Consider the following 24,727-nt stretch of genomic DNA (forward strand, 5'->3'; position numbering starts at 1 on the left):
CGGTGCATCTCAATCATCAACTGAGCGAAAGGGGCGGCCATGACGAGTGTGCGCGCGATCCTGACCCGCGGCATGGTGCAGGCGGTGGCCGCGCTGGCGGTGCTGACCGGTCTGGCCGGCTGGATCGCCGGTGCACGGTACGGACACGCATTGGTCACCCTGGGGCTAGCGGTGTACATAGCGACGTTCTTCACCCGGCGCACGAGCTTCAGGCGCTCCTGGGGAACGCTCGAGCTGATGCAGGCGACCGGGGACGAGGCGCTGGAGCATGTCGAGGGCGCCGTCCGAAGCTTCCGGAAACTCGCGGCCAAGCGACCCGGCGAGGCCCGTCACCTGGCCAATGCTCTCGACAAGCAGTGGCAGCTGCTCAACGAACGAGACAAGCACGAGGAAGCCGTCGCGGCCGCCCGGGAAGCGGTCGAGACCTGGCGATCGCTGGTGGTCGACCACCCGGGGTGCCGCAGCAACTTGTCCAGGGCGCTGAACCATCTGGCGCTCAGCCTCGGCAGGCTCGATCGCGACAGCGAGGGCATCCAGTACAACGAGGAAGCGATTGTCGTGCAGCGTGCTCTGGTCGTGGCGGAGGAGAACATCTTGGCGCAGCACCTGGCCAACCAGGCGATCGGTCTGCGCAGATGCGACCGGTGGGAGGAGGCCCTACCCGTCGCGACGGAGGCGTGCGAGCTCTACCGGCGCGTGGTGCCCCTGAAGCCCGACATGCTCGAGGACGCCGCCCAGGCCGCGGAACGGCTGGTGACCACCCTCGGGCACCTCGACCGGCGCGAGGAAGCGGTCTCCGCGGCCCACGAATGGATCGGGTACGAGCGCGCCCTCGCCGAGGCGGATCCGGCCCGGGTGCCCGAGCTCGCCGAGGCGGTCCGCGTCCTCGGCGGGATCATGCTGCTCGCCCACCAGGACGACGGGCTGAGCTACTGGCGGGAGTCGTTGGAGATCCTACGGCGGGACGGCGGACACCCGGCGACGTACGCCGCGCTGTGCAGCACCGTCGGGCGCGGGTTCGCATCCGTCGGCGAACACGACGAGGCGCTGGCCGTGTACCGGACCGGTCTCGCCGTCCGCCGAGAACTCGCGGCCGCGGAGCAGGGACAGTTCGGCGACCTCCTGACCGAGCTCGCGGAAGCGGCCTTCTCGATGCGCGTCTACACGGGCAACAGTGAGCCGGCCGCCGCCCAGTTCACCGCCGAGGCGACCGCGCTCGCCCGCGAACACGCTTCGTCCATCAGCCGCGCCGCGCTGGCCGAGGCCGCGGATCTACTCGGCCGCGCCGAGTTCGCCGACGAGGCACGTGAGCTCGAGGAGCTCAGCGACCGTAAGGCATCCTCGTGAGGACGAAGGTGGCGACGTTCAGGTGGTCGATCGTGCCGCCGTCGCGGACGACGTGGAGCTTCTCGCCGGCCAGGTAGCCGTCGCGGCCCTGGTAGAGATCGGGGCCGAGAGGTGACAGGCGGGTAGTGAGGCCGCCTGACAGTTGGAGGATGCCGGCCGTCGCGGAAATGGTGACCGGCGTGTTGCCCCAGTACCAGTGGCCGAGCAGTTCGGCGCCCTGGGCGAGCGGCGGCTCCGGAAGCCACTCCTGCGTGAGCGGCGGCTCGTACCTCGTCAGGATCCGCACCAGGTCCGGTGCGAGGGAGGCGACCCGGCCGTACGTCGCGTTGCCCAGCGTCGCCGCTCCGACCCGGCGGACCCGGTCGACGAACAACCCGGCGAGGAAGCCCGGCATCGACCCGGTGTGACCGATCAGCAGATGCGGGTCGTCCGCGATCAGCCGCAGGCCCAGCCCGTACGACGCGTTCAGCCCTTCGCGCGGATCCGAGGCCACCGGCGACGCCATCTCCTCGACCGACTCCCGGCTCAGCACCTCGTGCAGCGGGTCGATCCAGAACCCGGCGTACCGCGCCAGGTCCTCGATCGTGCTCCACAGCTGCCCTGCCGGCGCCATCGCGCCCGAGTCGTACGACGGCTCCGGGTCGAGCTGCCCGCTGAACGGATGCACCGAGAACCCCTGCGCGGACGGCCCTTCCGGGAAGTACGTCGTACGCCGCATCTCCAGCGGATCGAGGATGCGCTCCCGCACCAGCTCCAGCCAGGACGCCCCGCGCAGCCGCGCCACGATCTCACCGAGCAGGCCGTACCCGAGGTTCGAGTAGTGGTGCCGCCGGTCTGCGGGGCCGGCGGCCTGCGAGTCGTTCATCGCCGCGGTCAGCTCGTCGAACGAGACGCCCGGATTGCGTTCCCACCAAGGGCCCTCGGGCTCGGCGTTCATCCCGCCGCTGTGCGCGAGCAGCTGCCGGACTGTCCGGTCCCCGAACGCGATCCCGGGCAGATGCTTGCCGACGGCATCGTTCAGCGCCAGCAACCCGTCGTCGCGGCACTGCATGATCAGCAGCGCCGTCATCGTCTTGGTGATCGAGCCGATCCGGTACTGCACGTCCGTGCCCGGCAACGCCCCGTCCGCCGTCGCGAACCGCCCACGCGATCCCGTCCAGACCAGCGCGCCGTCGCGCACCACCCCGGCGTTCACCGACGGCAGCTTCGACTCCCCCTGCGCCGCCGCGACCTCGGCGAACAGGGCAGCGGCGGTGTCAGGACGTACGGAAGTCACTCAAAGGCCTCCGGGGCGGGGCACGAGCAGATCAGGTTGCGGTCGCCGTACGCGCCGTCGATGCGGCGGACCGGCGGCCAGTACTTCGAGGTGCGGTCGACCGAGCGTGGGAACGCCGCCTCCTCGCGGGTGTAGGCGTGCTCCCACTTGTCGTTGATGACCGACTCGGCGGTGTGCGGCGCGTTCACCAGCGGGTTGTCGGCGGCCGGCCACTCCCCGGCGGCGACCCGGTCGATCTCGTGCCGGATCGCGATCATCGCGTCGCAGAACCGGTCCAGCTCGCCCAGGTCCTCGGACTCGGTCGGCTCGACCATCAGCGTGCCGGCGACCGGGAACGACATCGTCGGGGCGTGGAACCCGTAGTCGATCAGCCGCTTCGCGACGTCGTCGACGGTGATGCCGGTCTCCTTGGTCATCGGCCGCAGGTCCAGGATGCACTCGTGCGCGACCAGGCCGTTCTCGCCCGTGTACAGCACCGGGAACGCACCCTCGAGCCGCTTCGCCACGTAGTTCGCGGTCAGCACGGCGGCCTTGGTCGCTGCGGTCAGGCCCTCGGCGCCCATCATCCGGATGTACGCCCAGGAGATGGCGAGCACGCCCGCGGACCCGAACGGCGCGGCGCTGATCGGGCCGACACCGGACTCCGGACCGGCCTGGTCGAGCAGCGGGTGGTTCGGCAGGTACGGCGCCAGGTGCGCCGCGACCGCGACCGGGCCGACGCCCGGGCCGCCGCCGCCGTGCGGGATGCAGAAGGTCTTGTGCAGGTTCAGGTGACTGACGTCGCCCCCGAACTCGCCCGGCTTCGCGAGGCCGAGCAGGGCGTTCAGGTTCGCGCCGTCGACGTACACCTGGCCGCCGTGGTCGTGGACGATCCGGCAGACCTCGCGGACGCTCTCCTCGTACACACCGTGCGTCGACGGGTAGGTGATCATGATCGCGGCCAGCTTCTCCGCGTGCTCGGACGCCTTCGCGCGCAGATCGTCCAGGTCGATCGTGCCGTCGTCGTTGCCCTTGACAACGACGACCTTCATGCCGGCCATCACCGCGGAGGCGGCGTTCGTGCCGTGCGCGGAGGCCGGGATCAGGCAGACGTTGCGGTCCGCCGAGCCCTGGGCGCGGTGGTAGCCGCGGATCGCGAGCAGACCGGCCAGCTCACCCTGCGAGCCGGCGTTCGGCTGGATCGAGACCTTCGCGTACCCGGTGACCTCGGCCAGCCAGCGCTCCAGCTGACCGATCAGCTTCACGTAACCGGCCGCGTCCTCGATCGGCGCGAGCGGGTGCAGGTCCGCGAACTCCGGCCAGGTGACCGGCTCCATCTCGGTGGTCGCGTTCAGCTTCATCGTGCAGGAGCCGAGCGGGATCATCCCGCGGTCCAGCGCGTAGTCCATGTCGGACAGCTTGCGCAGGTACCGCAGCATCGCCGTCTCGGACCGGTGCGTGTTGAACACCGGGTGCGTCAGGTACTCCGTGGTCCGCGGTACGGCGACGGCGGGCGCGCCCAGCGTGTCGTCGTACTGTGCGCCGAAGGACTGGCAGACCCGGGTCAGCGTCGCCACGTCGGTCTTCTCGTCGCACGAGATGCCGACGTGATCGGCGTCGACGAGCCGCAGCCAGATCCCGTTCTGCCGGGCGGCGTCCACCACGTCGGCGGCGCGTCCGGGGACGCGGGCGAGGACCGTGTCGAAGAAGTCGCCGTGCACGACCTCGACGCCGCCGGCCCGCAGCGAGGCGGCGAGCTTGCCGGCGTACGAGTGCACACGCTCGGCGATCGCCTGCAGGCCGTCGGGGCCGTGGTAGACGGCGTACATCGACGCGACGACCGCGAGCAGGACCTGCGCCGTACAGATGTTGGACGTCGCCTTCTCGCGACGGATGTGCTGCTCACGCGTCTGCAGCGCCAGCCGGTACGCCGGGGCGCCGTCCGCGTCGACCGAGACGCCGACGAGACGACCGGGCAGCGACCGCTCCAGACCGGAACGCACGGACATGAAGCCGGCGTGCGGACCGCCGTAGAACAGCGGCACGCCGAAGCGCTGCGACGAGCCGATCACGATGTCGGCCCCGGCCTCACCCGGCGCCTCGAGCACCGTCAGCGCGAGCAGGTCGGACGCGACGGCGACCAGCGTGTCGCGCTCGTGCGCCGCCTCGATCAGCGGCTTCAGGTCGCGGACGGCGCCGTTGGAGCCCGGGTACTGCACGAGGAAGCCGAAGAAGTCACCCTCGGGCAGGCCGTCGGTGGTGTCGGCGACGACGACCTCGATACCCAGTGCCTCGGCGCGGGTCTGCACGACCGCGATCGTCTGCGCGAAGGTGTCGGCGTCGACCAGGAAGCGGTCGGACTTACTCTTCTTGTTCGACCGGTGCGCCAGCGTCATCGCCTCGGCGGCCGCGGTGCCCTCGTCGAGCAGCGACGCGTTCGCGGTCGGCAGGCCGGTCAGGTCCGAGACCACGGTCTGGAAGTTCAGCAGCGCCTCGAGGCGGCCCTGGGAGATCTCCGGCTGGTACGGCGTGTACGCGGTGTACCAGGCCGGGTTCTCGACCAGGCGGCGGACGATCACCGACGGCGTGAACGTGCCGTAGTACCCCTGGCCGATCATCGAGGTGGCGACGGTGTTGCGGGCCGCGAGCTGCCGCAGCTCGGTGAGCGCGTCCACCTCGGACGCGGGCTCGGGCAGCCGCAGCGCCTCGGCGGAGCGGATCGACGCCGGGACCGCGGCGTCGACGAGCGCGTCGACATCGGCGTACCCGAGGACTTGCACCATCCGCGCGATCTCGTCGGGACGCGGCCCGATGTGGCGGTCGGCGAACGTGGCGGAGAGTTGTTCGGTCATCAAGAGGCTCCGTTGCTGACGTGCTTCCGGTCGCCTCCCCCTCTGTCACGCACTACGCTCCAGAGTCGCCTGTGACACTCGGTCCATGGGCCTGAGAGGTTCCGGGGAGGAATTGCCCCTTCGGCGCCCGATGACACGGGACTCTCCCGAGTGCTGTGAACGGCTGTCCCGAGGCTACCAGGAATCCGCGCACAGTTCGGGCACGCAGGACCGAACGAGATGTCAGCCGGTCATCCGGGCGCGGCGGCGGGCGGCGAGTTCGTCGCGCGCATGGGCCTCGGAGTCGGCGTCGTCGTGGCCGTCGGCCCGCTCGGTCGGCAGCTCCGACAGCGAGCCCTCGACCTCCCGCCAGACACCGCCGAGCGCGATCCCGAACACACCCTGGCCGCCGGCCAGCAGATCGATGACCTCGTCCGGCGAGGTGCACATGTACACCGACGCGCCGTCGCTCATCAGCGTGATCTGGGTCAGGTCGTCGAAGCCGCGCTTGCTGAGGTGCGCGATCGCGGTCCGGATCTGCTGCAGCGAGATCCCGGCGTCGAGCAGCCGCTTGATCACTTTCAGCAACAGGACGTCACGGAAACCGTACAACCGCTGCGTTCCCGAGCCGGTCGCCGGGCGCACGGACGGGGAGACCAGGCCGGTGCGGGCCCAGTAGTCGAGCTGCCGGTAGGTGATCCCGGCCGCGGCGCAGGCCGTCGGCCCCCGGAACCCGACGTCCTCCGGCATCGGCCGCAGGTCGTCGTCGAACAGCAGACCCTGGACGCCGGCGGTGGCTGTAGCGGCAGCCATGGCCTCTGCGTGCGCGTCGGACGTCGACTGCGCCGTCAGATCCGTGTCCCCGGTGCGTGTCACGCCTGAGCCTCCCTGGATACCGACTGGAACGAGTCATCTGCGTGGAGTGACATCACCCCACGACTCCTTCACGGTAAGCCGCCGCCCGAACCGGGTCAACGACAACCGCGTCGAGCCGTGAGCGTGTCGCGACCGTCGTACGAATCGTTACCTAGCCGCACTTGCACCTTCTGCCGCACCACGGCGGGGCCGGGGTGTCAGCTCTTGTCGAAGTCCTCCGGGGTCACCTGGTCGAGGAACTCCCGGAACCGCTCGACCTCCTCTTCCTCCTCCACCTCGTCGGCGTCGTTCGCCTCGCTCTCCGGGACCGGGATGCCGGCCTCGGCGAGGATCTCGTCGGCGCAGAACACCGGCGTGCCGGTCCGCAGCGCGATCGCGATCGAGTCCGACGGCCGGGCCGAGATCTCGGTCTTGTCGTCGAACACCAGGATCGCCTCGAACACGCCGTCGGTCAGGTTCACGATCCGGACCTGGCTGAGCGTGTGCCCGAGCACCCGGATGGTCTCCGCGAACAGGTCGTGGGTCAGCGGCCTGGGCGGCTCCATCCCCTGCTGGGCGAAGGCGATCGCACTCGCCTCGGCAGCACCGATCCAGATCGGCAGGTATCGCTCACCTCCGACCTCCTTGAGCAGCACGATCGGCTGACTCGAGGGCATCTCCACCCGGACTCCGACCACGTCGACTTCGCGCACCCCTTCAGCCTACTCCGAGCCGAAGCACCGGGTGGGCCGAAGGGGTCACCTGTGGACGAAGGCCGTGCGGTCGCCTACGGACGCGGCAGGCGGGAGCGGACCAGAGCGGTGTGCAGCCGGACGGTGAGGGCGGCCAGCTCCCCGGTCTGTTCGGTACGGCGCGGCCCCGTGACCTGCTCGATCAGGCCGACCTCGCGGTCCGCCGCCGTCCGGAACGCCCGCAGGTGCCGCGGCTCGATCCCGTACGACGCCAGCTCGGCCGCGACCTGCGCGACGACGATCGCGTCGCCGCCGTAGTGGTTGCCGCTGGCCACCACCAGGCCGTGGCCTTCCAGCTCACCTAGCAGCTCCGAGGACACCCCGGCGGCCCGCAGCAGCTCGTCGCGGGTCAGCCGCAGCTCGGTGCCCGCGGCACCGAAGTCCTCGGCGACCGGCTGGCCGGGAGTCTGCGGCAACGAACTCGGCGCGACCGGTGGCCCCGCGGCCGCCGGACGCAGGCCGCGGTCGATCGCGCCGAGATGTTCCTTGATCACCTTCAGTGGCAGGTACTGGTCGCGTTGCGCGGTCAGCACGTACCGCAGCCGCTCCAGGTCGGCGGCGCTGAACTTGCGGTAGCCGGACGCCGTCCGGGCCGGCGTGACCAGCCCCTCGGCCTCCAGGAACCGGATCTTGGAGATCGTGACGTCGGCGAACTCGGCCTGCAGGAGCTGCAGCACCTCGCCGATGCCGCGGCCGCCCACCGGCCCTTCGGCGCTGGGATCAGGCTTGGCCACTGGCGTAGTACACCAGCCGGTACTTGCCGATCTGGACCTCGTCGCCGTTGTTCAGCAGGACCTCGTCGATCCGGTCCCGGTTCACGTACGTGCCGTTCAGGCTCCCGACGTCGCGGACCTTCACGCCGTACGGGTCCCGGCGGAACTCGGCGTGCCGGCGCGACACCGTCACGTCGTCGAGGAAGATGTCGCTGTCCGGGTGCCGGCCCGCGGTCACCACGTCGACGTCGAGCAGGAACCGGCTGCCCGCGTTCGGGCCGCGCTGCACGATCAGCAGGGCGGAACCGGCCGGCAGTGCGCCGACCGCGGCCGCGTCGTCGGCCGACAGCGGCTCACCGGTCTGCTGCTCCGGCTCCGGCTCGGCGCCGATCGGCGTGAGCATCGCGGTGTCGGTGACACCGGGTGTCGGCTGGGGGGTCGCCGGGGCTGCCGCCGGGCGGTCCGCGCCAGGCAGCATCGCTCCGCACTGCGAGCAGAACCGGCTGCCCTCGGAGTTCTCGTGCCCGCACTGGTTGCAGAACGGCATGCTGTGATCCTCCCGATCGCCGGCGGTCCGGCGACGTCTTCGATAGACCCCGTATTGACAGTGTGGACAGCGGCCTCAACCCTCGACCAGCGGTTGAGGCCGGTAACGCTACCAGCCAGTTGTCAGCTCTGGTCGAGCTGCCCCTTGTAGGCCTCGGCGTCCATCAGCGCGGCCACCTCGGCGGCGTCCTCGACCTCGATGTCGAGCAGCCAGCCCTCGCCGTACGGGTCGCTGTTCACCAGGTCCGGCTGGTCGGCCAGCGCCTCGTTGACCGCGGTCACGGTGCCGTTCACCGGGGCGAACAGGTCGCTCACGCTCTTGGTCGACTCCAGCTCGCCGCACGCGTCGCCGGCCCGCACCGCGCTGCCGACGTCGGGCAGCTGCACGTACACGATGTCACCGAGCTGGTCCTGCGCGAAGTCGGTGATGCCGACCCGCACGGGTCCTTCCTCGCCGGCCTTCAACCACTCGTGCTCGGCCGTGTACTTCAGGTCTTCGGGGTACACCTTCGTTCCTCTTTCACTCAAGTACAGCTACAGGGACAGCTACTTGGTCGGGCTGGGCGCCGGGCGAGCGTAACGATGCTCCTCCGGGACGTGCAAGGCGGTGATCGGGACGTTCCCGAGCTCGGTGACCTCGGCCGTTCCGCCCACCTGCGGGCCGGTCACCTCACTGACCAGACCGCCCGGGAAGTTGGCCGCCTCGGCCAGGTTGTGGGACTCCCCGATCGCCTCGATGACGTACGGCGAGTTCACCTTCTGGCCGTCGATCGAGATCCCCGGCGCGTCGTCGACGAAGTCCGTGCTGGCCACCACCCGGACCGACCCGTTGACCTGGATCGCCTCCGCGCCGGCGTCGCGCAGCTCCTCGATCGCGTCCAGCAGGTTGCTCGAGGTCATCTTGCCCTGCGGGTCGTTCAGCGTGATCCGGACCCCGGGGCCCTGCGCGGGCAGCGTACCGGCGAGGATGCCGAGGGTGCGGACCTGGGCCTCGGCCTGCTCGCGCGCGGTCTGCGCCTTGTCGGCGCTGGAGGACAGCGAGTTCTTCCGCTCCTCGAGGTCGGCGATCTCGCTCTCCAGCCGCCGGGTGTTCTGCCCGAGGCCGTCGAGGATCGCGATCAGGTCCTCGCGGCGGGCGTTCTGGTAGCCGTCGTCGGCCCGGTTCACCCGGACCTGCACGACCGCGACGCAGGCCACCAGCGCGAGCACGACCGCGACGATCGCCTGGCCGCGGGACGGCTTGAACCCGGCCCGCAGCCGGCGCAGGGCCAGGTTCGGCGTCCGCGGCTTCGGCTTGGGCATCGGTGTCGGGGTCCGCGGCGCATCGGCAGGCGAACCTGCAGGTGTGCCGGCAGGTGTGGTGGCAGGTGTACCGGCGGCCGGTTGCGCGGGTTTGTCCGGTGTCTCGTCGCTCATGTCAGGCCCGGAAGATGTGCCGCCGGATCGCGGCCATGTTGGTGAAGATGCGGATGCCGAGCACGACGACCACACCGGTGGACAGCTGCGACCCGACGCCGAGCTGGTCGCCCAGGTAGACGATCAGGGCCGCGATCAGCACGTTGGACACGAACGAGACGACGAACACCTTGTCGTCGAAGATCCCGTCCAGGAACGCGCGCAGCGCGCCGAACACCGCGTCGAGCGCGGCGACGACCGCGATCGGCAGGTACGGCTGCGCCCAGTCCGGGACGTCGGGCGCGACCAGCAGACCGATGACGACACCGATCACCAGCCCGAGTACGGCGATCATCTCGTTCTCACCTTCGCGTAGCGCAACGCGATGGTCGCATCGGCCGGCACCTGCAAGGAATCCTCCGTCGTGATCGTCATCCGGACATCGAAGTTGCTGACCAGGTACTGCACCCACTGCCCGCCGGAGCTCTGCGCGAACCGGGCGGGCATGGTCGCGGTGTCCCCGATCGCGAGCACCGTGTACGGCGGGGTCAGCGAACTGTAGTCAACGGTGATGGCACTGCCCGCGCCGCGGATCGCGGTCAGCGAGGTGATCCGGTGCCCGTTCACCGAGACCGCCTCCGCGCCGGACGTCCACAGGCCGTTGACGAGTTGCTGCAGGTCGACATCGAGCAGCCGGCCTTCCTTGGCGTCGGCGTCCTTGGCGTCGTCGATCACCGCCTTGATCCCGGGGCCGGTGACCGCGATCGCCCCGGTCTGCAGCTCCAGGTCGTCGAGCTTCTGCTGCAGCGCCGCGCCCGTGCTGTCGTTGCTCAGTCCGCTCGCCTGCAGCCGGCGGACTTCGTCGGCGAGCTGGGACTGGTGGATGCGCAGTTCGTTCAGCCGGGTGTCGGCCTGGTTGATGCGGGTAATCAGTTCCTTGCGCTGCTTCTCCGCCTCAGGCGCGCTGCGGTAGTTCTGCGCGGCGGCCACGGCGAGCAGGAAGCCGAGGACGGCGGCGGCCAGCACCAGCAGGATCCGGTGCCGGGAGCGGGTCTGCTTGCCGTCGGCGTTCGACCGGGTGCGGGCGGCGACGGCGTACCCCTCGTCGATCGGGTGCGCCACCAGGTTGTTCAGCAGTGACATCGACGCGTCGACGCGCCGAGGAGGCGTCTGCTGGGGGGCTTGCTGGGTCACCCGGCCGAGTCCTTGATCGGTTTGACCGTCTGGGTCAGGTGCCGCAACTGGGCGAAGTACAGCGCGCCGGCCCAGTAGTACAGACCGGTGCCCCAGATCGCGAACGCCCAGCCGAACACCCGGGCGAGCAGGTTGAGCGTGCTGTCGCCGTCACCGAGCAGCAGCAGCGGGAACGCGTACAGCAGACAGAAGGTCGCGGACTTGCCGAGGAAGTGCACCGGCAGCGCGTTAAAGCCACGGCGGTGCAGGGCCGGCAGGGTGAGCGTGAGCAGCACGTCCCGCAGCGGCAGCGCGATCGCCAGCCACCAGGGGATGATGTCGCGCAACGCCAGCCCGATGACGGTGGCGAAGATGTACAGCCGGTCGGCGACCGGGTCGAGCATCTGGCCCAGGCGGGTCGTCTGGTTCATCCGCCGGGCGATCTGGCCGTCGGCCCAGTCGGTGAACCCGGACACGGCCAGCACGAGCAGCGCCCAGCCGTCCTCCTCCGGCCCGAGGACCAGCCACAGGAACAGCGGCACGCCCAGCAACCGCAGGAAGCTGAGTGCGTTCGGGATCGTCCACACCCGGTCGGACACTTCCAAGTCCGGCACGCGACCCCTCCCTCTCTCCACCCTGGATACCCGTCGTAACTCTACTGGGGCGCCCCGACAGGTTTACGGCCGCCTGGCCCGGGGCACGCCCCGGCTTTCCCCTGATACCAGAACGCGCCTGCCCGGCGGCCGCTACGCCCGCGACGAACCAGTGACCCGATCGATACCCCCTGGTGATGCTTACGCTGAGCACATGAGGTTCCTCGTACTGATCTACGGCAACCCGGAGTCCCGGGCGGTATGGGACGCGTTGACGGATGAGCAGAAGAAGGAAGGCATGGCCGGGTACGCCGCCCTGCACGAGGCGCTGGCCGCGCGTGGCGAGCTGGTCGCGTCGGAGTCGCTCGACGCCCCGGAGCTCACCAAGCAGGTGCTGGTCCGCGACGGCAGGCCGATGACGACGGACGGTCCGTTCGCCGAGGTGAAGGAGCAGCTGGCCGGCTTCTACCTGCTCGAGTGCGATTCGATGGACCGGGCGGTGGAGATCGTCGCGCAGATCCCGGAGGCGCCGTTCAGCGTCGTCGAGGTGCGGCCGGTGCGTGACCTCGGCGCGTTCATGTGATGCTCGAGGAGCTGCTCCGGGAGCAGGCGCCGCAGGTGCTCGGCGCGCTGGTCCGGCGGTACGGCGACTTCGACGCGTGCGAGGACGCCGTCCAGGAGGCGCTGCTGGCGGCCGCGCTGCAGTGGCCGGCCGAGGGTGTGCCGGACAATCCGCGCGGCTGGCTGGTCACGGTCGCGTCGCGGCGGCGGATCGAGGTGCTGCGGAACGAGGCGGCCCGGACGCGCCGCGAGGAGACCGTGGCCTCGTGGACTGCCCCGGAGCCGGCGTCCGCGGAGGACGACTCGTTGACGTTGCTGATGTTGTGCTGCCATCCGGCGCTGACGCCGCAGTCGCAGGTGGCGTTGACGCTGCGCGCCGTCGGCGGGCTGACGACCGGTGAGATCGCCCGCGCGTTTCTGGTGCCGGAGGCAACGATCGGTCAGCGGATCAGCCGGGCGAAGGCGAAGCTCCAGGGCGCCCGGTTCGCGATGCCGCCGGCGTCCGAGCAGCCCGAGCGCCTGGCCGCCGTACTGCATGTGCTGTATCTCGTCTTCAACGAGGGCTACACCGCCTCGTCCGGTACGTCGCTGCACCGGGTCGAGCTGAGCGCCGAGGCGATCCGGTTGACCCGCCAGCTGCACGCCTCGCTGCCGGCCGAAGGTGAAGTGGCCGGTCTGCTGGCGTTGATGCTGCTGACGGATGCGCGTCGCCCCGCGCGGACGACGGCCGACGGTGCACTGGTGCCGCTGCCGGAGCAGGACCGGTCGCTGTGGGACGCGGCGGCGATCGCCGAGGGCACCGCGTTGATCGAGTCGACGTTGCGGTCCGCCCCGGTCGGGCCGTACCAGCTGCAAGCGGCGATCGCCGCGGTCCACGACGCGGCGGCCACCGCGGACGAGACCGACTGGCGCGAGATCCTGATGCTGTACGAACTGCTCGTGTCGACCGCGCCGGGTCCGATGGTGACGCTGAACCGGATCGTCGCGGTCGCGATGGTGCACGGACCGGCCGCCGGGCTGGCGTTGCTCGACGACGTGGATCCGGCGCTCCACGACCACCACCGGCTGGCCGCCGTACGGGCGCATCTGCTCGAGTTGTCCGGCGACACCGCGGCCGCCCGGGAGGCCTACGAACTCGCCGCGCGGCTCACGCAGAGCCTTCCCGAGCAGCGCTATCTGCTGTCCCGGGCGGGCTCTGCGGCCGGCCCCAGCTGAGCTCGGCCTCGATCGTCAGTTCCAGTACGCCGTCCTGCGCGTACGGACGGACCGCGGCCTCGATCCCGGCGTCGAACGCGGCGGCCTCGTCGGCCGGCATCAGGTGGCGGGCGAGGCTGGACGTCGAGTGCAGCCGCTCGATGTAGTCGGTGACGGTCTGGTGGTACGTGACGGGCGCCGTCCGCGCCGTGCCGGTGAGGTCGAGCAGGCCGCGGTCCCGGATCGCGTGGACGACGTTGAACTTCGGGTCGTGGTTCTGCTTGCGGGAATGCCGCTCGATGACCTGGACGAGTTCGGGCAGCCAGGGCTCGTCGACGGGACCGTGGTCGACGACGACCAGCTGGGCGTGCGGCGTCAGGTGCGGGACGATCTGCGCGAACGTCTCCTCCCACGGCATCCAGTGGATGCTGGCGCCGGCTGTCACGAGTGCGTACGGGCCGTCGAGGGCGGCGGTCTCGATCGGGCTGACCTGCCAGCTGATGTTCGGACGGTCGCCGCCCGGGCGCAGCTTGCCGGCCTCGACCATCGGCGCCGAGAAGTCGACCGCGTCGACGTGCTCGACGTGCGGCGCGAGCGGCCGGGCGATCGCGCCCTCGCCGGCGCCGATGTCCAGAACCCGGCGCGGCTCGTCGGTGATCAGCTCCAGGAGCCGGTCGAACACCTCGTCCGGGTACGGCGGCCGGTGCTGGTAGGCCTCCGCCACTGCCGCCTGCTGGAACGTCGCCGCGAGTTCGGTCATGCGTCGGAGCGTAGACCGCGGCGCGCCACCCGAGTACCGCATTCTGCTGCGGGCCGACGTAACCTGCCCGTCTCGTTCGGTCACGCGGCTGAAACACGCGCTTCTTACTTTTTGAGAGTCCACGTCAGCCCGCACGAGGCGGTGAGGCCGATGTACGAGCACGTCGACCCGTTCATCGGGACCGGCGCCACCGACCTGCCCACGCCCAAGGGCCTGGCCGCGACCTGGTGGTGGCCCAAGCCGCAGGTCGGCAACACCCACCCGGGCGCCATGCACCCCTTCGGGATGGTGTCGGCCTGCCCGTACTCCGGCGCCTACCCGACCGGCTACGGGCTGTACGACTTCAACACCGAGGGCGTGCCCGGACAGTTGTACGACCGCCCGGTCGCCTCCGGCTTCACGCACTTCCAGCAGTCCGGCACCGGCGCGATCCGCAAGTACTACAACTACTTCCGGGTCACGCCGATGCTCGGACCGCTCGACGACCTGGGCACCACGTGGGACCTGCTGGACGAGGTGGCCGAGCCCGGCTACTACGCCGCGACGCTGAGCTCGGGGGTGCGCTGCGAGGTGACGGTCGGCCCCAAGTCGGCTGTGCACCGGTACACCTTCCCGTCGCACGACGCCGCCCGGATCGTCATCGACGCGTCGACCGGCGGCCTCGCGATCCCGCACAGCAAGACCGTCCCGCTGAAGGCGCACCTGACGCTGCTTGAGCCCGGCGTGGCGCAGGGCGAGATCCACGTCGAAGGGGTGCCGCTGGCCGTGCACCTGGAGGTCGACGCCCCCGGCTGGCGGCAGCTGCTGTGGTACGACCGGCGCCTGATGCCCGGCGGAACCCGCCTCGACTTCGACTACATCCGGCCCACGACGCTGCGGCCGTTCGGGCTGATCTTCATGGGCCCTTCGCGCGCCGAGCAGACCGTCGAGGTGCGGCTCGGGTTCTCCCTGCGCGGGTGCGAGACGGCCCGCGACAACCTGCACTCGGACGTCGGCCGCACCCGGACCACCTTCGCCGTCCGGCAGGACCGCACGGCGGCCACCTGGCGCGACCACCTCGGCAAGGTGGCGATCGACGCCGCGTCCGATGACCAGGCGACCGTGTTCGGCACCGCGCTCTACCACTCGCTGGTCAAGCCGTGCTTCGCCCCGGACGAGAGCCCGTCCTGGACGACCGAGGGCCCGTACGCGTTCGACATCTGCACCATGTGGGACATCTACCGCACCCAGCTTCCGCTGATGACCACGCTGTTCCCGCAGCGTTCGGTCGCGCTGGCCGGCGCGATGCTGTCGATCTGCGAGCAGGAGGGCAACCTGCCGATCGGCTACCGGATGGCCAAGGGCGCCGACCGGTTCTCCCGGCAGGGCAGCGCGCTCGCGCACACCTTCCTGGCCGACCTGTGCCACCTGGACCTGCCGGGGATCGACTGGGACTGGGCCATGGTGCACCTGGAGATGGACCTGCGCCGGACGTACGGCGAGGACTACCTGGTGCACGGTGTGGCGCACCCGATCAGCCACACCCTCGATCTCGCGTACGCCTACCACTGCACCGCGGCGATCGCCCAGAAGGTCCGCGACCGGCCGCTGGCGCAGCAGATGCGTGATCTCGCGCAGGGCTGGCGGGCGGCGTACGACCCGGGCACCGGTCTGCTGCGCGACTCGACGTTCTACGAGGGCGGCCGGTGGAACTACTCCTTCCGGCTGCTCCACGACATGCGCGCCCGGATCGCCCTCGCCGGCGGCGACGCGGCGTTCGTCAAGCTGCTCGACACGTTCTTCGGGTACGACGCCGCACCGGTCACCCAGCCGGGCGTGGCGCCGAGCGTGGCCGAGATGGACGCCGGGTACGGCCTGTGCCGGTTCGAGGGCCTGAACAACGAGCCGGACTACGAGGCGCCGTGGTCCTACCACTACGCCGGCCGGCCGGACCGAACCGCCGAGGTCGTACACGCCGCGATCGCCAACCAGTTCGGCACCGGCCGCGGCGGCCTGCCGGGGAACGACGACTCCGGCGGGCTGTCCGCGTGGTACGTGTGGGCGACGCTCGGGCTGTTCCCGGTCGCCGGGCAGAACCTGTTCCTGGTGAGCGCGCCGGCCGTGGCGGAGTCCACGACCCGGCTGCCCGAGGGCGACCTGTCCATCACCACGACAGGCTTCGAGCCGGTCGAGGCAGGCGGACCGGTCTCGTACGTCCAATCCATCGCGGTCGACGGCAAGACCCTCGAGCGCCCCTGGATCTCCGGCCGGGAACTGCGGCACATCCGCACCCTGCACATCGAGCTCGGCCCCCGGCCCTCCGGCTGGGGCACCCGGATCAGGCCACCGTCCACGTCCGACCCACTGAACACCACTGGAGGTGAGGCATGACCATCGACGACCACTCCCCCGAGCCGTCCACACCCAACCGCCGCCTGGTCATCGTCGTCCGCGCCGACCCGGTGATCTGCGGGCACTCCGGTGAGGCGCGGTGCCTCGCAGAGGTGGCGCTCACCCGCGGGTTCGACGACGTACGGATCGTGACGTGGCCGCTCGACGCGCTCGAGGCGGCCGGGCTGCCGTTGAAACCGCTCGATCGCGTGCTGCCGTACAGCCCCGGGATCACGGTGGAGCGGCCCGGCCCGGTCGGCGACTACCGGGTTCCGGACGGGCGTTACCTGTCCGGGCTCGTCGGGCGGCTGGTCGAGCTGTTCAGCGACGGGGTGCCGACGGTGGCGATGTCGCTGTATCTGAGCCCGCACGCGATCGCCGTACAGGAAGCCGTCCAGGTGGCGCGCCGGATCGGGCCCGCCCAGGTCATCACGGTGGCCGAGGCGGTGGGGTCGGACATCACCAACGTGGTGCGCGAGTGTGTGGACACCGGCCGGTTCGGGGCGGCCGCGCACATCCTGTCGATCTACCTGGCCGCCGATCACTGCGTGGCGGTGTCGGAGTACACCAGGGACCTGATCGTGGCCGCGGCGGCGACCCTCGACGCCATGCACGGCACGACGTTCGCGCAGCAGTGCCGGGAGCGGATCGCGATCTCGTACCCGGCGGTCGACTCCTGGTCGTACCTGTCGCTCACCGACGACAGGATCGCCGAAACCCTCGCCCGGCGCGGCCTCGCGCGGGACGGATACGTGCTGTTCCTGTCCCGGATCGCCTCGGCGAAAGGGGTCGACGACCTGATCGACGCCTACGCCGGGTCGCGGTCGGCCGAGCGGGTGCAGCTGGTCCTGGCCGGGCGCGGGCCGCAGGAGGACGAGGTGGTGGCGCGGGTGGCGGCAGCGGGCCTGGGCGAGCGGGTACGGGTGCTGACCGACGTGGACGACGCGGAGAAGCCGGCGCTGATGGCCGGCAGCGCGGCGTTCGTGCTGCCGACCCGCGAGCAGCCGGAGTTCGTGGAGACGTTCGGGATCGCACTGGTCGAGAAGGCGCTCGCCGGCGGCGGGCCGGTCATCACCTGCGCGACCGGCGGCGTTCCGGAGGCGGTCGGTGACACGGCCCTGCTGGTGCCGCAGCACGACCCGGTCACGCTACGAGCCGTGCTCGACGAGGTCGTGTGCGACTGGACCCGTGAGCAGCGAGCGGAGGCCGAGCGGCGCGCGCGGGCGTACGCGTTGCAGTTCGATCGGGCCGCGGTGTTCGATCGGCTCTTCGCGCTCGCCGAGCCGCCCGCCGTCCACGTCGCCTGAGATCTACTCGGCGCTCCAGACGGTCGCGTGCTGTTCGAAGTACGCCGGGTCGCTGTGCACGGGGATGACGCAGAGCAGGTGACCGCCGGGCGCGCGGAGGGTGTGGCAGCCTTGCCAGCTCGCGACCTCGACCGCGCCGAGCCCGGTCAGCCGCGCCACCTCGGCCGGTACGTCGTCGGTCTCGATGTCGAGGTGGTAGCGCGGCTCGTCGTCGACGGACTGGATCGCCGTCACGTACCCCGGGACGGCGTCGTGCAGCGTGGTGAACTGCGGCTCCCCCTCCGGCGACGAGGTCCGGACGCCCAGCGCCCGCGACCAGAACGCCGCGGCGTCGTCCACCTCGTCGCGCCGGACGTCGATCAGGAACGTGGAAACCCGGCTCCGATGCATGCCGGCCAACCTAACGTTCCGGACGGGGGTCGTCCGGAACCGGGGTTAGCCTGCTCGGCATGGAAGCGCTCGAGGAGTCGCAGGTCACCGTCGTCCCGGCGAACGAGGTGCCGTGGGAGGACTTGCAGACCGTGTTCGGAACGACGGACGCCGGGCAGTGCCAGTGCCAGCGGTTCAAGATCCGCGGCTGGATCTGGCGGGACTCGACGCTCGACGAACGGATGACGAGGCTGCAGGACCAGACCGCCTGCGGTACGCCGGACGCGCCGTCGACGGCCGGCCTGGTCGCGTACGTCGACGGCGAGCCGGCCGGATGGGTCGCCGTCGAGCCGCGGACGGCCTACCCGAAGTTGCGGACGTCGCGCATCCCCTGGGCGGACCGCTCCGAGGACAAGGACGACGAGAGCGTGTGGGCCGTGACGTGCATGACCGTCCGCAAGGGCTTCCGCGGCCGCGGCCTCACCTACCACCTCGCCCGCGCCACGATCCCGTACGCCAGAACGCGCGGCGCCCGGGCCCTCGAGGCCTACCCGATGCTCACCCAGCCCGGCAAGACCATCACCTGGGGCGAACTCCACGTCGGCCCCCACCAGGCCTTCGAAGAAGCCGGCTTCCGCCAACTCACCCACCCCACCCTGCGCCGCACCGTCCTGCGGATCGACTTCACCTGACTCAGTCATAGGTGGCCTGGGCCTGCCAGGCGGCCCGGTGCAGGGTGAAGAGCCAGGCGCGGGTGTCGGCGGTCTGGAACTGGAAGCGGGCCTGGCGGGTCTCGGCGCTCGGGTCCCACCAGCGCTCCGCGGTCAGCCACGGGCCGGCCCAGCCGGTGATCGGGTGGATCTTGTTGCTGTCGGCAACTTGAACGCCGGGGGCCCGGGCGGTGCCGACGGGGAGCAGGGTGAACGCGGACGGGACGCCGGACAGCTCGCCGCGGGCGGTCACCGAGACCTGGGTGCCGTCGGCGGCGAACACCTTCGCGGGGATCGGCTCCGGGAAGATCGTGGTCGGCGCCAGGGCCGGCCAGCGCCCGCTGCCGGTGATCGCGCCGGGCCACGGCTGGTCCGGCGGGCGGGCCGGCACCGCCGGGTCGCCCCACGGGACCAGCGTCTGCCGCTCGGCGAACCCGCGCCCGCCGCCGATCACCACGGACGCGACCGCACCGTGACCGAGCATGCTCTGCACCCGCGACAACGCCCGGTGGATCCGCTCGTCCGGCCCGCCGCCCCACAAGCCGTCGGCATGCGCACCGACCGGATCCGCCTGGTCCGGGATCAGCCGCACCCGGACCACCGGTGACGTCAGCTCGCTGGTCGCCGTCCCACTCCCCTGCAGTTGCCAGCGCACCCGGTCCACCACGTCCGCCGCGGTGAACCAGCGCGGATGCAACCACTCCCGCTCGTGGATCCGCCCGGACTCGGTGCCGACCTCGACCCGCAGCGTCGTACACACCAGGCCGAGCTCGGTCAGCCGGACGATCAGCTCGTCGGCGACCACCCGGACCGCGAACGCGACCTGGTCGACACGGTCCACCGGCGGCTCGAAGTCGAGCGTGCGGGTCAGCTCCGGCGGGATCTCCCGGCCGGTCACCGGGCGGTCGTCGCCACCCCGGGCGAGCCGGTGCGCGAAGGCGCCGTCCGGGCCGAACCGGGTCAGCACCTCGGTGCGGGGCAGCCGTGCGAACGCACCGAGCGACCGCAGTCCCAGCCGGCGCAGCAGATCCGTGAGCGCCGGCTGCTCGAGCACGTCGACCGACAGCGGCGCGAGGAACTCCGGCGACCCGCCCGGCGGCACCACATGCACCCGGGTCCGCGCGGAACTCACCCGGGCCGCCTGCTCCGCGGCGAACGGGCCGTCGGCGACCCCGATCCGGCCGCCGGGCACGTCGAACGTCTCCAGCCGGTCGAGCAGCTTCGCCGCGGCGGTCTCCTCGCCGCCGTAGAACCGGGCCGGGCCGCGCGCCTTCAACGCGCACATCCCCGGACGGATCACCTGCACGCCCGGCGTGATCGCCTCCAGGCACGAGATCACCGGGTCGAACGCCCGCGCGTCGACGACCGCGTCGTACTTCAGCACGACCAGCTCCGGGCAGCGCGACTGCGCGTCCCGGGCCCGTTGCCCGCGACGCACCCCGTCGGCGCGGGCAGCGGCGGAGGTGGCGAGCACCTTCCCCTTCTCCAGCACCGCGATCGGCTCGTCCGGCGACCGCCCGGTCGCCGCCGCGGCCGCCGCCACCGGCCAGTCCGGCACCCAGATCACCATCGTCCGGGTCAGCCCGCCGCCCATCAGCCCACCGCACCGATCCGGTCCGCCCACTCCTCCTGCCAGCCAGGAGCTTCAGCCGGCTCGGCGGAGCGGATCGCGCCGTCGGGGCCGGGCAGCCAGAGGTCGTGGCGGGCCCGCACGGCGGCGCGCCGGCCGGTCACCGCGACGGTCGCCCGGCGGGCGGTGAGCAGACCTTCGCCGTCGCCGAGGCCGGTCCAGGTGTTGCTCTCGATCTCGAACCGGGCCTCGCTGCCCGGCCACGACCCGTAGGCGATCAGCATCGCGCCGCGGGTGCGGAGCCGCGCGGCCAGCCGGGACGCCTCCCCCGGCGTCACCTCGCCGGGCGGACGGACGACGACCACGGTCAGCGCGTCGACCAGCGCGGCCACGACGCTCAGCCACTCCCGCCCCGGATCCGGAACGAGCACGAGACGCTCCAGGTCCACCCCGAGCCCACGCGCCGCCTCGGCCCCGAACGACGGCACGCCGACCACACCGCACCAGGCGCCCTCCGCGGACGGTCCGGCCATCAGGGCCATCACCAGCGCGGCACTCCCACGCACCGAATACACCGAACCGCCGCGCAGGCTCGCGCCCGCCAGCAGCTCACTCACCGCCGGATGCGTCGGCAGCTCCCGGTCCACTCCCGCCGTGTCCAGCGCCTGCTGCACCCGGGCCGCCGAAGGCACCTTGCCGACCCCCGCGACCGGAGCGAGCCGCACCTCCTCGCCGCCCCGCACCTCTTCCCGGGCCTCTTCCTGCGCCGTCTCCTGGGCATTCTTCTGGGCCTTCGCCCTGGCGAGGAGCAGGCGGGCGTGATCAAGGGCCGTGACCCGGCCTTCCGATGCCTCGCTCCCCGTCATGACTCCATGTTCGAACACCTGTTCGAACAAGTCAATCCGGTCGTCCACAGGCCCGCGGCTGGCTAGAGTCCGGGACATGCGACGCGTCGATCACCCTCGGTACACCAGCGCTTTGCGGCAGGTCGAGGACAGTATCGACGCCGCCTGGGACAGTTTCCGCGCCTCCGCCGGAGCAACCCCCGAGGAGGCTCGCGACCTGGCCGAGGTCGTCCTCCAGAACACCTCGGAGTTCGACTGGCGAGTCGTGGACGGCGCCCTGAAACAGCTCACCTGTCCGGATTGCGGCGCCCAACTCGGAGCAGGCTCCCTCGGCTGCCCGAGCTGTGACCGGGCGAACGGGTTCCGGTTCGCGGCCCGCGAGACCGACAGGCCCGGCGTACCACCGGGCAACGAGCACGCGATCCGCGTCTCCTCCGCGGTCGCCCGCACCCGCCACCGCTACTCGCCGCGCGCCCGCGCCGGCTACGAGATCGTCCTCCCAGAACTGCTCGCCGGAGCGCTCCCGACGACCCGGCAGGCCCAGCACGCCAAGCACCTCATCAACCAGCTCACCGACGACGAGGTGGAGCACCTGCTCACCCTGGCGGACATAGGGTGAGGGCATGCCAAGGACTATTGCCACCAACACCAAGGTCGAGCTCGACGGTCTGCTGGAGTTCGTGCGGCCGCGGCACCACATGTTGCTGATGACCACCCGGGCCGACGGGACCGTGCAGGCGTCGCCGGTCTCGGGCGGCGTGGACACCGAGGGACGGATCGTCATCTCGTCGTACCCGGAGCGCGCCAAGAGCACGAACGTGAAGCGGTCCGGCAAGGCCGGCGTCGTCGTGCTGTCGGACGAGTGGAACGGCGCCTGGGTTCAGGTGGACGGCAGCGGCGAGGTGATCGAGCTGCCGGAGGCAGTGGACGCGCTGGTCGACTACTACCGCTCCATCTCCGGTGAGCACCCGGACTGGGACGAGTACCGCGAGGCGATGGTGAAGCAGGGCAAGTGCCTGATCCGCATCACCCCGGAGCGCTGGAGCCCGATCGCCACCGGCGGGTTCCCGGCGCGCCTGGCCGACTGATGCGGACAGCCCTGGTCGTCCACGCGCATCCGGACGACGAGGTGTTCGCCACAGGTGCCGCCACGTCCGTGCTGAGCGATCAGGGCTGGCATGTCGTCCTGCGGGTCGCCACCGGCGGAATGCACGGAGCCCTCGATCACCTCGGCGTCTCCTGCGCACTGCTCGGCATCAAGGAGTGGGACTGGCTGGGAGAGGTCGACCAGTGGATCGACGACGGCGGGCGCGGTGGACCGCGCTCGCCGGCCGCGGCGTCGCCGGACGCCCTGGCCGAAGCGATCGAGGTCGCGGCCGCCCAGGTCGAGCCGGAGCTCATCCTCACCGTGGGCAGCGACGGGCTGACAGGTCACCCGGACCACATCGCCATCTCACAAGGCATCCAGCAGGCCCTGCGGCGCCTTGACTGCCGTGCGCTCGGCGCACGAGTCAGGGCGCAAGACGTGCGTGCCGGCGAGCAACTGATCCAACAGCTCGCACCAGGCGAGCGTGTCGGCTCGGGCAAGGTCAAGGGATGCGAGGCGCCGCTGGAAGTGATCAGTGGAGCATCAGAGCAGCGACGGCGGCAAGCACTGGACGCGTACTACGAGGGTCTGGGCAGCAAGCCGCTCGCAGAACTCCTCGGCGTACACAGGGCAAGCAGCGACGGCCTGCTGCTGCGTGCGGTGTTCGACGCGGCCGGCTGGCAGCACGACCGTTTCGAGGAGCTCACTGCTTCGAACGGCGCTCCATCGTCGCGGTGATGCGCTGCATGGCGCCTTCGAGGTGTTCGCGCAGCGCCGCCTCGGCGCCCTCCTCGTCGTGCGCCACACAGGCGTCGAGGATGGCCTGGTGTTCGCGCCGGGTCTGCTCGATCCGGGCCTTGGTCTGCCGCGAGCCGAACCGGTAGCGCTCGCTGTTCTGCCAGACCGGCTCGATCGCGCGGGGCAGCCACCGCGAACCGCCGGCCCGGTAGATCGCGAAGTGGAACTCGGTGTGGGCCTGCCGGGACGCGATGTTGTCGCCCTGCTTCGACAACCGGACGTGCTCGGCCAACGCGGTCCGCGCCGCCGACGCGTCCGTGTCGGAGAACTGCGTCGCGGCGGCACGGACGGCCAGCGACTCCAGCGCCAGCCGGGTCTCGTGGGTGTCGCGCAGGTCCTCCATGGACAGCTCACGCACCCAGGCGCCCTTGTGCGGGACGATCTCGACCAGTCCGAGCGCCGCCATCCGCCGCAGCCCTTCCCGGATCGGCATCTGGCTCATGTCCAGCCGCTTGGCGAGCTCCTCGAGCCGCAGCGCCGTACCGCTGGGGAGTTCGCCGGACAGGATCAGTTCGTGCAGCTCGGCGGCGGCTTCCTCGGCGAGCGTACGACGCCCGGTCGGTCCACCGGGCGTGAGCTCGAGACGTCGGATCATCAGTAGCTGGCAGCCTCTCTCCTCTTCAGCTCTGGAGGTACCGTAGCCGCCGACCGGGTATCCGGCGCCCTTCGGCGACGGATTGCTCAGTAAATACAAGTGGTCTAGCCCACCCGCGGCTGGTCAGAGAGTCGTCAGATCCAGCAGCACCCGGCCCGCCGGCCGGTCCAGAACGTCGTTGATCCGGTCCGCCGGTACGACGTCGTAGTCGGCTCGCCAGGACGTCCCCGCGATGCCGGCCAGCGCCTGGCCGACTGCGTCCGGCGCCAGCACGGTCCGCTGCAGGTTCACCGGCAGCACCCGCAGGTCCCGGCCGATCAGCTGGTGCAGGTCGATGGTGGTGAACTCTCCGGCCTTGTACCCAAGGACGGCGATCCGCCCGCCCGGAGAGATGTGGCCGAGCACTCCACCGGCCACCGGACCGCCCATGGTGTCGATCACCGCGTCGCACCACGGCAGCTCCCGGCCCACCTGTCCGAGGCCGTCGACGCGGACGAGCTGATCGACCAGTCCGTTCGCGTCGTCGGCACGGTCGTCCATCGACACCAGGCCGATCACCCGGGCCGCGCCCGCCGCCCGTGCGATCGCAGCGCTCATGCACCCGACCAGACCGGTCACTCCGGTGACGACCACGGTCTCACCCTCCTGCACGTCGGCCACGCGACGTACGGCGGTGTGAGCGGTCAACGCCGGCGTCATCAACGCCAGCGCCGTACCGGCCTCCAGCGACGGTGGCAGCCGATGAACGGCGGCGTTCGGCACGACGGCATATCGGCCCCAGACGCCGGCTCGCGTCACACCGGCGCCTTCACCGCGGACCACCACCGGCGTCCCCGGTTCGAGGACGTCGGAGCGCACCACTACGCCGGCTCCTTCGGAGCCAGGCACGAACGGCGACGGTTGCCGGCCGGACAGGGCCGACCGGTCCAGCGGCGTGACCGAGGCCAGCCGCATCTCCACCAAGGTCTCACCCGGGCCGGCGGTCAGCTCGACCTCTTCGGCCTTCAGCTGCTCCCCTGGTCCATGACTGCGCAAGACAGTCCCCCGTGTACTCACTTCACTACCCCGTTCCCCACGATTTGATATCTGATCACAACCACG

General features: G+C 71.1%; 26 protein-coding genes and 1 riboswitch. Of the genes, 9 read left to right on the forward strand and 17 right to left on the reverse strand.

From position 1 onward, the window contains the following. Positions 1 to 39: 39 nt before the first annotated feature. The gene (locus ACWEOO_RS08850; RefSeq protein ID WP_452142493.1) at positions 40 to 1,347 is read left to right on the forward strand and encodes a hypothetical protein; all 1,308 of its coding nucleotides are present in this window, start codon (positions 40 to 42) and stop codon (positions 1,345 to 1,347) included. Here the strand turns inward: ACWEOO_RS08850 and ACWEOO_RS08855 are convergent. The 11 genes from ACWEOO_RS08855 to ACWEOO_RS08905 all read right to left on the reverse strand — a co-directional run bounded on the left by ACWEOO_RS08855 (position 1,322) and on the right by ACWEOO_RS08905 (position 11,481). Next, on the reverse strand, positions 1,322 to 2,623 hold the full coding sequence (locus tag ACWEOO_RS08855) for a serine hydrolase domain-containing protein (RefSeq protein WP_452142494.1): 1,302 nt from the start codon (positions 2,621 to 2,623) through the stop codon (positions 1,322 to 1,324). The genes ACWEOO_RS08850 and ACWEOO_RS08855 overlap by 26 nt on opposite strands. Beyond that, the gene (gcvP, locus tag ACWEOO_RS08860) at positions 2,620 to 5,454 is read right to left on the reverse strand and encodes an aminomethyl-transferring glycine dehydrogenase (RefSeq protein WP_452142495.1); all 2,835 of its coding nucleotides are present in this window, start codon (positions 5,452 to 5,454) and stop codon (positions 2,620 to 2,622) included. Before gcvP ends, ACWEOO_RS08855 begins: the two co-directional genes overlap by 4 nt. 69 nt (positions 5,455 to 5,523) lie before the next feature. Beyond that, positions 5,524 to 5,613, reverse strand: a riboswitch (glycine riboswitch). Positions 5,614 to 5,676: 63 nt separating this feature from the next. Beyond that, positions 5,677 to 6,246: a MerR family transcriptional regulator gene (locus ACWEOO_RS08865; RefSeq protein ID WP_363711139.1), complete on the reverse strand. Its 570-nt coding sequence runs from the start codon at positions 6,244 to 6,246 to the stop codon at positions 5,677 to 5,679. Between the two features lie 260 nt (positions 6,247 to 6,506). Further along, positions 6,507 to 7,001: a bifunctional nuclease family protein gene (locus tag ACWEOO_RS08870; RefSeq protein ID WP_355690393.1), complete on the reverse strand. Its 495-nt coding sequence runs from the start codon at positions 6,999 to 7,001 to the stop codon at positions 6,507 to 6,509. 74 nt (positions 7,002 to 7,075) lie between these two features. Beyond that, positions 7,076 to 7,774: a transcriptional regulator FtsR gene (gene ftsR, locus ACWEOO_RS08875; RefSeq protein WP_452142496.1), complete on the reverse strand. Its 699-nt coding sequence runs from the start codon at positions 7,772 to 7,774 to the stop codon at positions 7,076 to 7,078. Then, positions 7,761 to 8,300 carry an FHA domain-containing protein gene (locus ACWEOO_RS08880; RefSeq protein ID WP_355690389.1) on the reverse strand — a complete coding sequence of 180 codons (540 nt, stop codon included), beginning with the start codon at positions 8,298 to 8,300 and terminating at the stop codon, positions 7,761 to 7,763. Before ACWEOO_RS08880 ends, ftsR begins: the two co-directional genes overlap by 14 nt. A gap of 122 nt (positions 8,301 to 8,422) precedes the next feature. Beyond that, positions 8,423 to 8,806, reverse strand: a complete 384-nt coding sequence (gcvH, locus tag ACWEOO_RS08885; RefSeq protein ID WP_355690388.1) for a glycine cleavage system protein GcvH — start codon at positions 8,804 to 8,806, stop codon at positions 8,423 to 8,425. A gap of 39 nt (positions 8,807 to 8,845) precedes the next feature. Then, complete coding sequence (locus ACWEOO_RS08890; protein WP_359929590.1) at positions 8,846 to 9,601, reverse strand: DUF881 domain-containing protein; 756 nt, start codon at positions 9,599 to 9,601, stop codon at positions 8,846 to 8,848. Between the two features lie 115 nt (positions 9,602 to 9,716). Beyond that, the gene (locus tag ACWEOO_RS08895) at positions 9,717 to 10,049 is read right to left on the reverse strand and encodes a small basic family protein (RefSeq protein WP_012920789.1); all 333 of its coding nucleotides are present in this window, start codon (positions 10,047 to 10,049) and stop codon (positions 9,717 to 9,719) included. Next, positions 10,046 to 10,888, reverse strand: a complete 843-nt coding sequence (locus ACWEOO_RS08900) for a DUF881 domain-containing protein (RefSeq protein ID WP_452142497.1) — start codon at positions 10,886 to 10,888, stop codon at positions 10,046 to 10,048. Before ACWEOO_RS08900 ends, ACWEOO_RS08895 begins: the two co-directional genes overlap by 4 nt. Then, positions 10,885 to 11,481, reverse strand: coding sequence for a CDP-alcohol phosphatidyltransferase family protein (locus tag ACWEOO_RS08905; protein ID WP_359929594.1), 597 nt, complete (start codon positions 11,479 to 11,481; stop codon positions 10,885 to 10,887). The genes ACWEOO_RS08900 and ACWEOO_RS08905 overlap by 4 nt, the downstream gene beginning before the upstream one ends. 193 nt (positions 11,482 to 11,674) lie before the next feature. Here ACWEOO_RS08905 and ACWEOO_RS08910 point away from each other — a divergent pair, with 193 nt between their 5' ends. Both ACWEOO_RS08910 and ACWEOO_RS08915 read left to right on the forward strand, forming a co-directional pair. After that, a complete protein-coding gene (locus ACWEOO_RS08910; RefSeq protein ID WP_363710865.1) occupies positions 11,675 to 12,043 on the forward strand; it encodes a YciI family protein in 369 nt (122 codons plus the stop codon). Beyond that, the gene (locus ACWEOO_RS08915; RefSeq protein WP_452142498.1) at positions 12,043 to 13,236 is read left to right on the forward strand and encodes an RNA polymerase sigma factor; all 1,194 of its coding nucleotides are present in this window, start codon (positions 12,043 to 12,045) and stop codon (positions 13,234 to 13,236) included. Before ACWEOO_RS08910 ends, ACWEOO_RS08915 begins: the two co-directional genes overlap by 1 nt. Here the strand turns inward: ACWEOO_RS08915 and ACWEOO_RS08920 are convergent. Beyond that, on the reverse strand, positions 13,169 to 13,975 hold the full coding sequence (locus ACWEOO_RS08920) for a class I SAM-dependent methyltransferase (protein ID WP_452142499.1): 807 nt from the start codon (positions 13,973 to 13,975) through the stop codon (positions 13,169 to 13,171). The genes ACWEOO_RS08915 and ACWEOO_RS08920 overlap by 68 nt on opposite strands. A gap of 150 nt (positions 13,976 to 14,125) precedes the next feature. Between ACWEOO_RS08920 and ACWEOO_RS08925 the strand changes: the two genes are divergently transcribed. After that, on the forward strand, positions 14,126 to 16,345 hold the full coding sequence (locus tag ACWEOO_RS08925; RefSeq protein ID WP_452142500.1) for a glycoside hydrolase domain-containing protein: 2,220 nt from the start codon (positions 14,126 to 14,128) through the stop codon (positions 16,343 to 16,345). Beyond that, complete coding sequence (locus ACWEOO_RS08930; protein WP_452142501.1) at positions 16,342 to 17,652, forward strand: glycosyltransferase; 1,311 nt, start codon at positions 16,342 to 16,344, stop codon at positions 17,650 to 17,652. The genes ACWEOO_RS08925 and ACWEOO_RS08930 overlap by 4 nt, the downstream gene beginning before the upstream one ends. A gap of 3 nt (positions 17,653 to 17,655) precedes the next feature. On the opposite strand, the gene ACWEOO_RS08935 is transcribed toward ACWEOO_RS08930, so the two are convergent. Further along, on the reverse strand, positions 17,656 to 18,042 hold the full coding sequence (locus ACWEOO_RS08935) for a VOC family protein (RefSeq protein ID WP_452142502.1): 387 nt from the start codon (positions 18,040 to 18,042) through the stop codon (positions 17,656 to 17,658). A gap of 59 nt (positions 18,043 to 18,101) precedes the next feature. On the opposite strand from ACWEOO_RS08935, the gene ACWEOO_RS08940 reads away from it, so the two are divergent. Further along, on the forward strand, positions 18,102 to 18,713 hold the full coding sequence (locus ACWEOO_RS08940; protein WP_452142503.1) for a GNAT family N-acetyltransferase: 612 nt from the start codon (positions 18,102 to 18,104) through the stop codon (positions 18,711 to 18,713). Between the two features lies 1 nt (position 18,714). Here ACWEOO_RS08940 and ACWEOO_RS08945 read toward each other — a convergent pair whose 3' ends face one another. Then, positions 18,715 to 20,325, reverse strand: a complete 1,611-nt coding sequence (locus tag ACWEOO_RS08945) for a DNA polymerase Y family protein (protein ID WP_452142504.1) — start codon at positions 20,323 to 20,325, stop codon at positions 18,715 to 18,717. Further along, positions 20,325 to 21,167 carry a hypothetical protein gene (locus ACWEOO_RS08950; protein ID WP_452142505.1) on the reverse strand — a complete coding sequence of 281 codons (843 nt, stop codon included), beginning with the start codon at positions 21,165 to 21,167 and terminating at the stop codon, positions 20,325 to 20,327. Before ACWEOO_RS08950 ends, ACWEOO_RS08945 begins: the two co-directional genes overlap by 1 nt. 76 nt (positions 21,168 to 21,243) lie before the next feature. On the opposite strand from ACWEOO_RS08950, the gene ACWEOO_RS08955 reads away from it, so the two are divergent. Genes ACWEOO_RS08955 through ACWEOO_RS08965 form a run of 3 tightly spaced genes read left to right on the forward strand, consistent with a single transcriptional unit; the run spans position 21,244 to position 22,971 of the window. Next, positions 21,244 to 21,765 carry a hypothetical protein gene (locus tag ACWEOO_RS08955; protein WP_359929611.1) on the forward strand — a complete coding sequence of 174 codons (522 nt, stop codon included), beginning with the start codon at positions 21,244 to 21,246 and terminating at the stop codon, positions 21,763 to 21,765. Positions 21,766 to 21,769: 4 nt separating this feature from the next. After that, positions 21,770 to 22,234, forward strand: a complete 465-nt coding sequence (locus tag ACWEOO_RS08960; RefSeq protein WP_452142506.1) for a PPOX class F420-dependent oxidoreductase — start codon at positions 21,770 to 21,772, stop codon at positions 22,232 to 22,234. Further along, positions 22,234 to 22,971 carry a PIG-L deacetylase family protein gene (locus ACWEOO_RS08965; protein ID WP_452142507.1) on the forward strand — a complete coding sequence of 246 codons (738 nt, stop codon included), beginning with the start codon at positions 22,234 to 22,236 and terminating at the stop codon, positions 22,969 to 22,971. Before ACWEOO_RS08960 ends, ACWEOO_RS08965 begins: the two co-directional genes overlap by 1 nt. Here the strand turns inward: ACWEOO_RS08965 and ACWEOO_RS08970 are convergent. Together ACWEOO_RS08970 and ACWEOO_RS08975 are read right to left on the reverse strand one after the other, a co-directional pair. After that, on the reverse strand, positions 22,937 to 23,626 hold the full coding sequence (locus tag ACWEOO_RS08970) for a GntR family transcriptional regulator (RefSeq protein ID WP_355690357.1): 690 nt from the start codon (positions 23,624 to 23,626) through the stop codon (positions 22,937 to 22,939). The genes ACWEOO_RS08965 and ACWEOO_RS08970 overlap by 35 nt on opposite strands. Before the next feature lie 123 nt (positions 23,627 to 23,749). Beyond that, entirely contained in the window at positions 23,750 to 24,682 is a 933-nt protein-coding gene (locus ACWEOO_RS08975) for a zinc-binding dehydrogenase (RefSeq protein WP_452142508.1), read from the reverse strand. Positions 24,683 to 24,727 lie beyond the last annotated feature (45 nt).

Source organism: Kribbella sp. NPDC004138 (assembly GCF_053603655.1).

Bases quoted from the DNA above. Each gene is read 5' to 3' on its own strand.
- ACWEOO_RS08850 (WP_452142493.1), top strand. From the start codon at position 40: ATGACGAGTGTGCGCGCGATCCTGACCCGCGGCATGGTGCAGGCGGTG.
- gcvP (WP_452142495.1), bottom strand. From the start codon at position 5,454: ATGACCGAACAACTCTCCGCCACGTTCGCCGACCGCCACATCGGGCCG.
- ACWEOO_RS08865 (WP_363711139.1), bottom strand. From the start codon at position 6,246: ATGGCTGCCGCTACAGCCACCGCCGGCGTCCAGGGTCTGCTGTTCGAC.
- ACWEOO_RS08880 (WP_355690389.1), bottom strand. From the start codon at position 8,300: ATGCCGTTCTGCAACCAGTGCGGGCACGAGAACTCCGAGGGCAGCCGG.
- ACWEOO_RS08890 (WP_359929590.1), bottom strand. From the start codon at position 9,601: ATGCCCAAGCCGAAGCCGCGGACGCCGAACCTGGCCCTGCGCCGGCTG.
- ACWEOO_RS08895 (WP_012920789.1), bottom strand. From the start codon at position 10,049: ATGATCGCCGTACTCGGGCTGGTGATCGGTGTCGTCATCGGTCTGCTG.
- ACWEOO_RS08910 (WP_363710865.1), top strand. From the start codon at position 11,675: ATGAGGTTCCTCGTACTGATCTACGGCAACCCGGAGTCCCGGGCGGTA.
- ACWEOO_RS08915 (WP_452142498.1), top strand. From the start codon at position 12,043: ATGCTCGAGGAGCTGCTCCGGGAGCAGGCGCCGCAGGTGCTCGGCGCG.
- ACWEOO_RS08920 (WP_452142499.1), bottom strand. From the start codon at position 13,975: ATGACCGAACTCGCGGCGACGTTCCAGCAGGCGGCAGTGGCGGAGGCC.
- ACWEOO_RS08925 (WP_452142500.1), top strand. From the start codon at position 14,126: ATGTACGAGCACGTCGACCCGTTCATCGGGACCGGCGCCACCGACCTG.
- ACWEOO_RS08930 (WP_452142501.1), top strand. From the start codon at position 16,342: ATGACCATCGACGACCACTCCCCCGAGCCGTCCACACCCAACCGCCGC.
- ACWEOO_RS08935 (WP_452142502.1), bottom strand. From the start codon at position 18,042: ATGCATCGGAGCCGGGTTTCCACGTTCCTGATCGACGTCCGGCGCGAC.
- ACWEOO_RS08940 (WP_452142503.1), top strand. From the start codon at position 18,102: ATGGAAGCGCTCGAGGAGTCGCAGGTCACCGTCGTCCCGGCGAACGAG.
- ACWEOO_RS08945 (WP_452142504.1), bottom strand. From the start codon at position 20,325: ATGGGCGGCGGGCTGACCCGGACGATGGTGATCTGGGTGCCGGACTGG.
- ACWEOO_RS08950 (WP_452142505.1), bottom strand. From the start codon at position 21,167: ATGACGGGGAGCGAGGCATCGGAAGGCCGGGTCACGGCCCTTGATCAC.
- ACWEOO_RS08955 (WP_359929611.1), top strand. From the start codon at position 21,244: ATGCGACGCGTCGATCACCCTCGGTACACCAGCGCTTTGCGGCAGGTC.
- ACWEOO_RS08960 (WP_452142506.1), top strand. From the start codon at position 21,770: ATGCCAAGGACTATTGCCACCAACACCAAGGTCGAGCTCGACGGTCTG.
- ACWEOO_RS08965 (WP_452142507.1), top strand. From the start codon at position 22,234: ATGCGGACAGCCCTGGTCGTCCACGCGCATCCGGACGACGAGGTGTTC.
- ACWEOO_RS08970 (WP_355690357.1), bottom strand. From the start codon at position 23,626: ATGATCCGACGTCTCGAGCTCACGCCCGGTGGACCGACCGGGCGTCGT.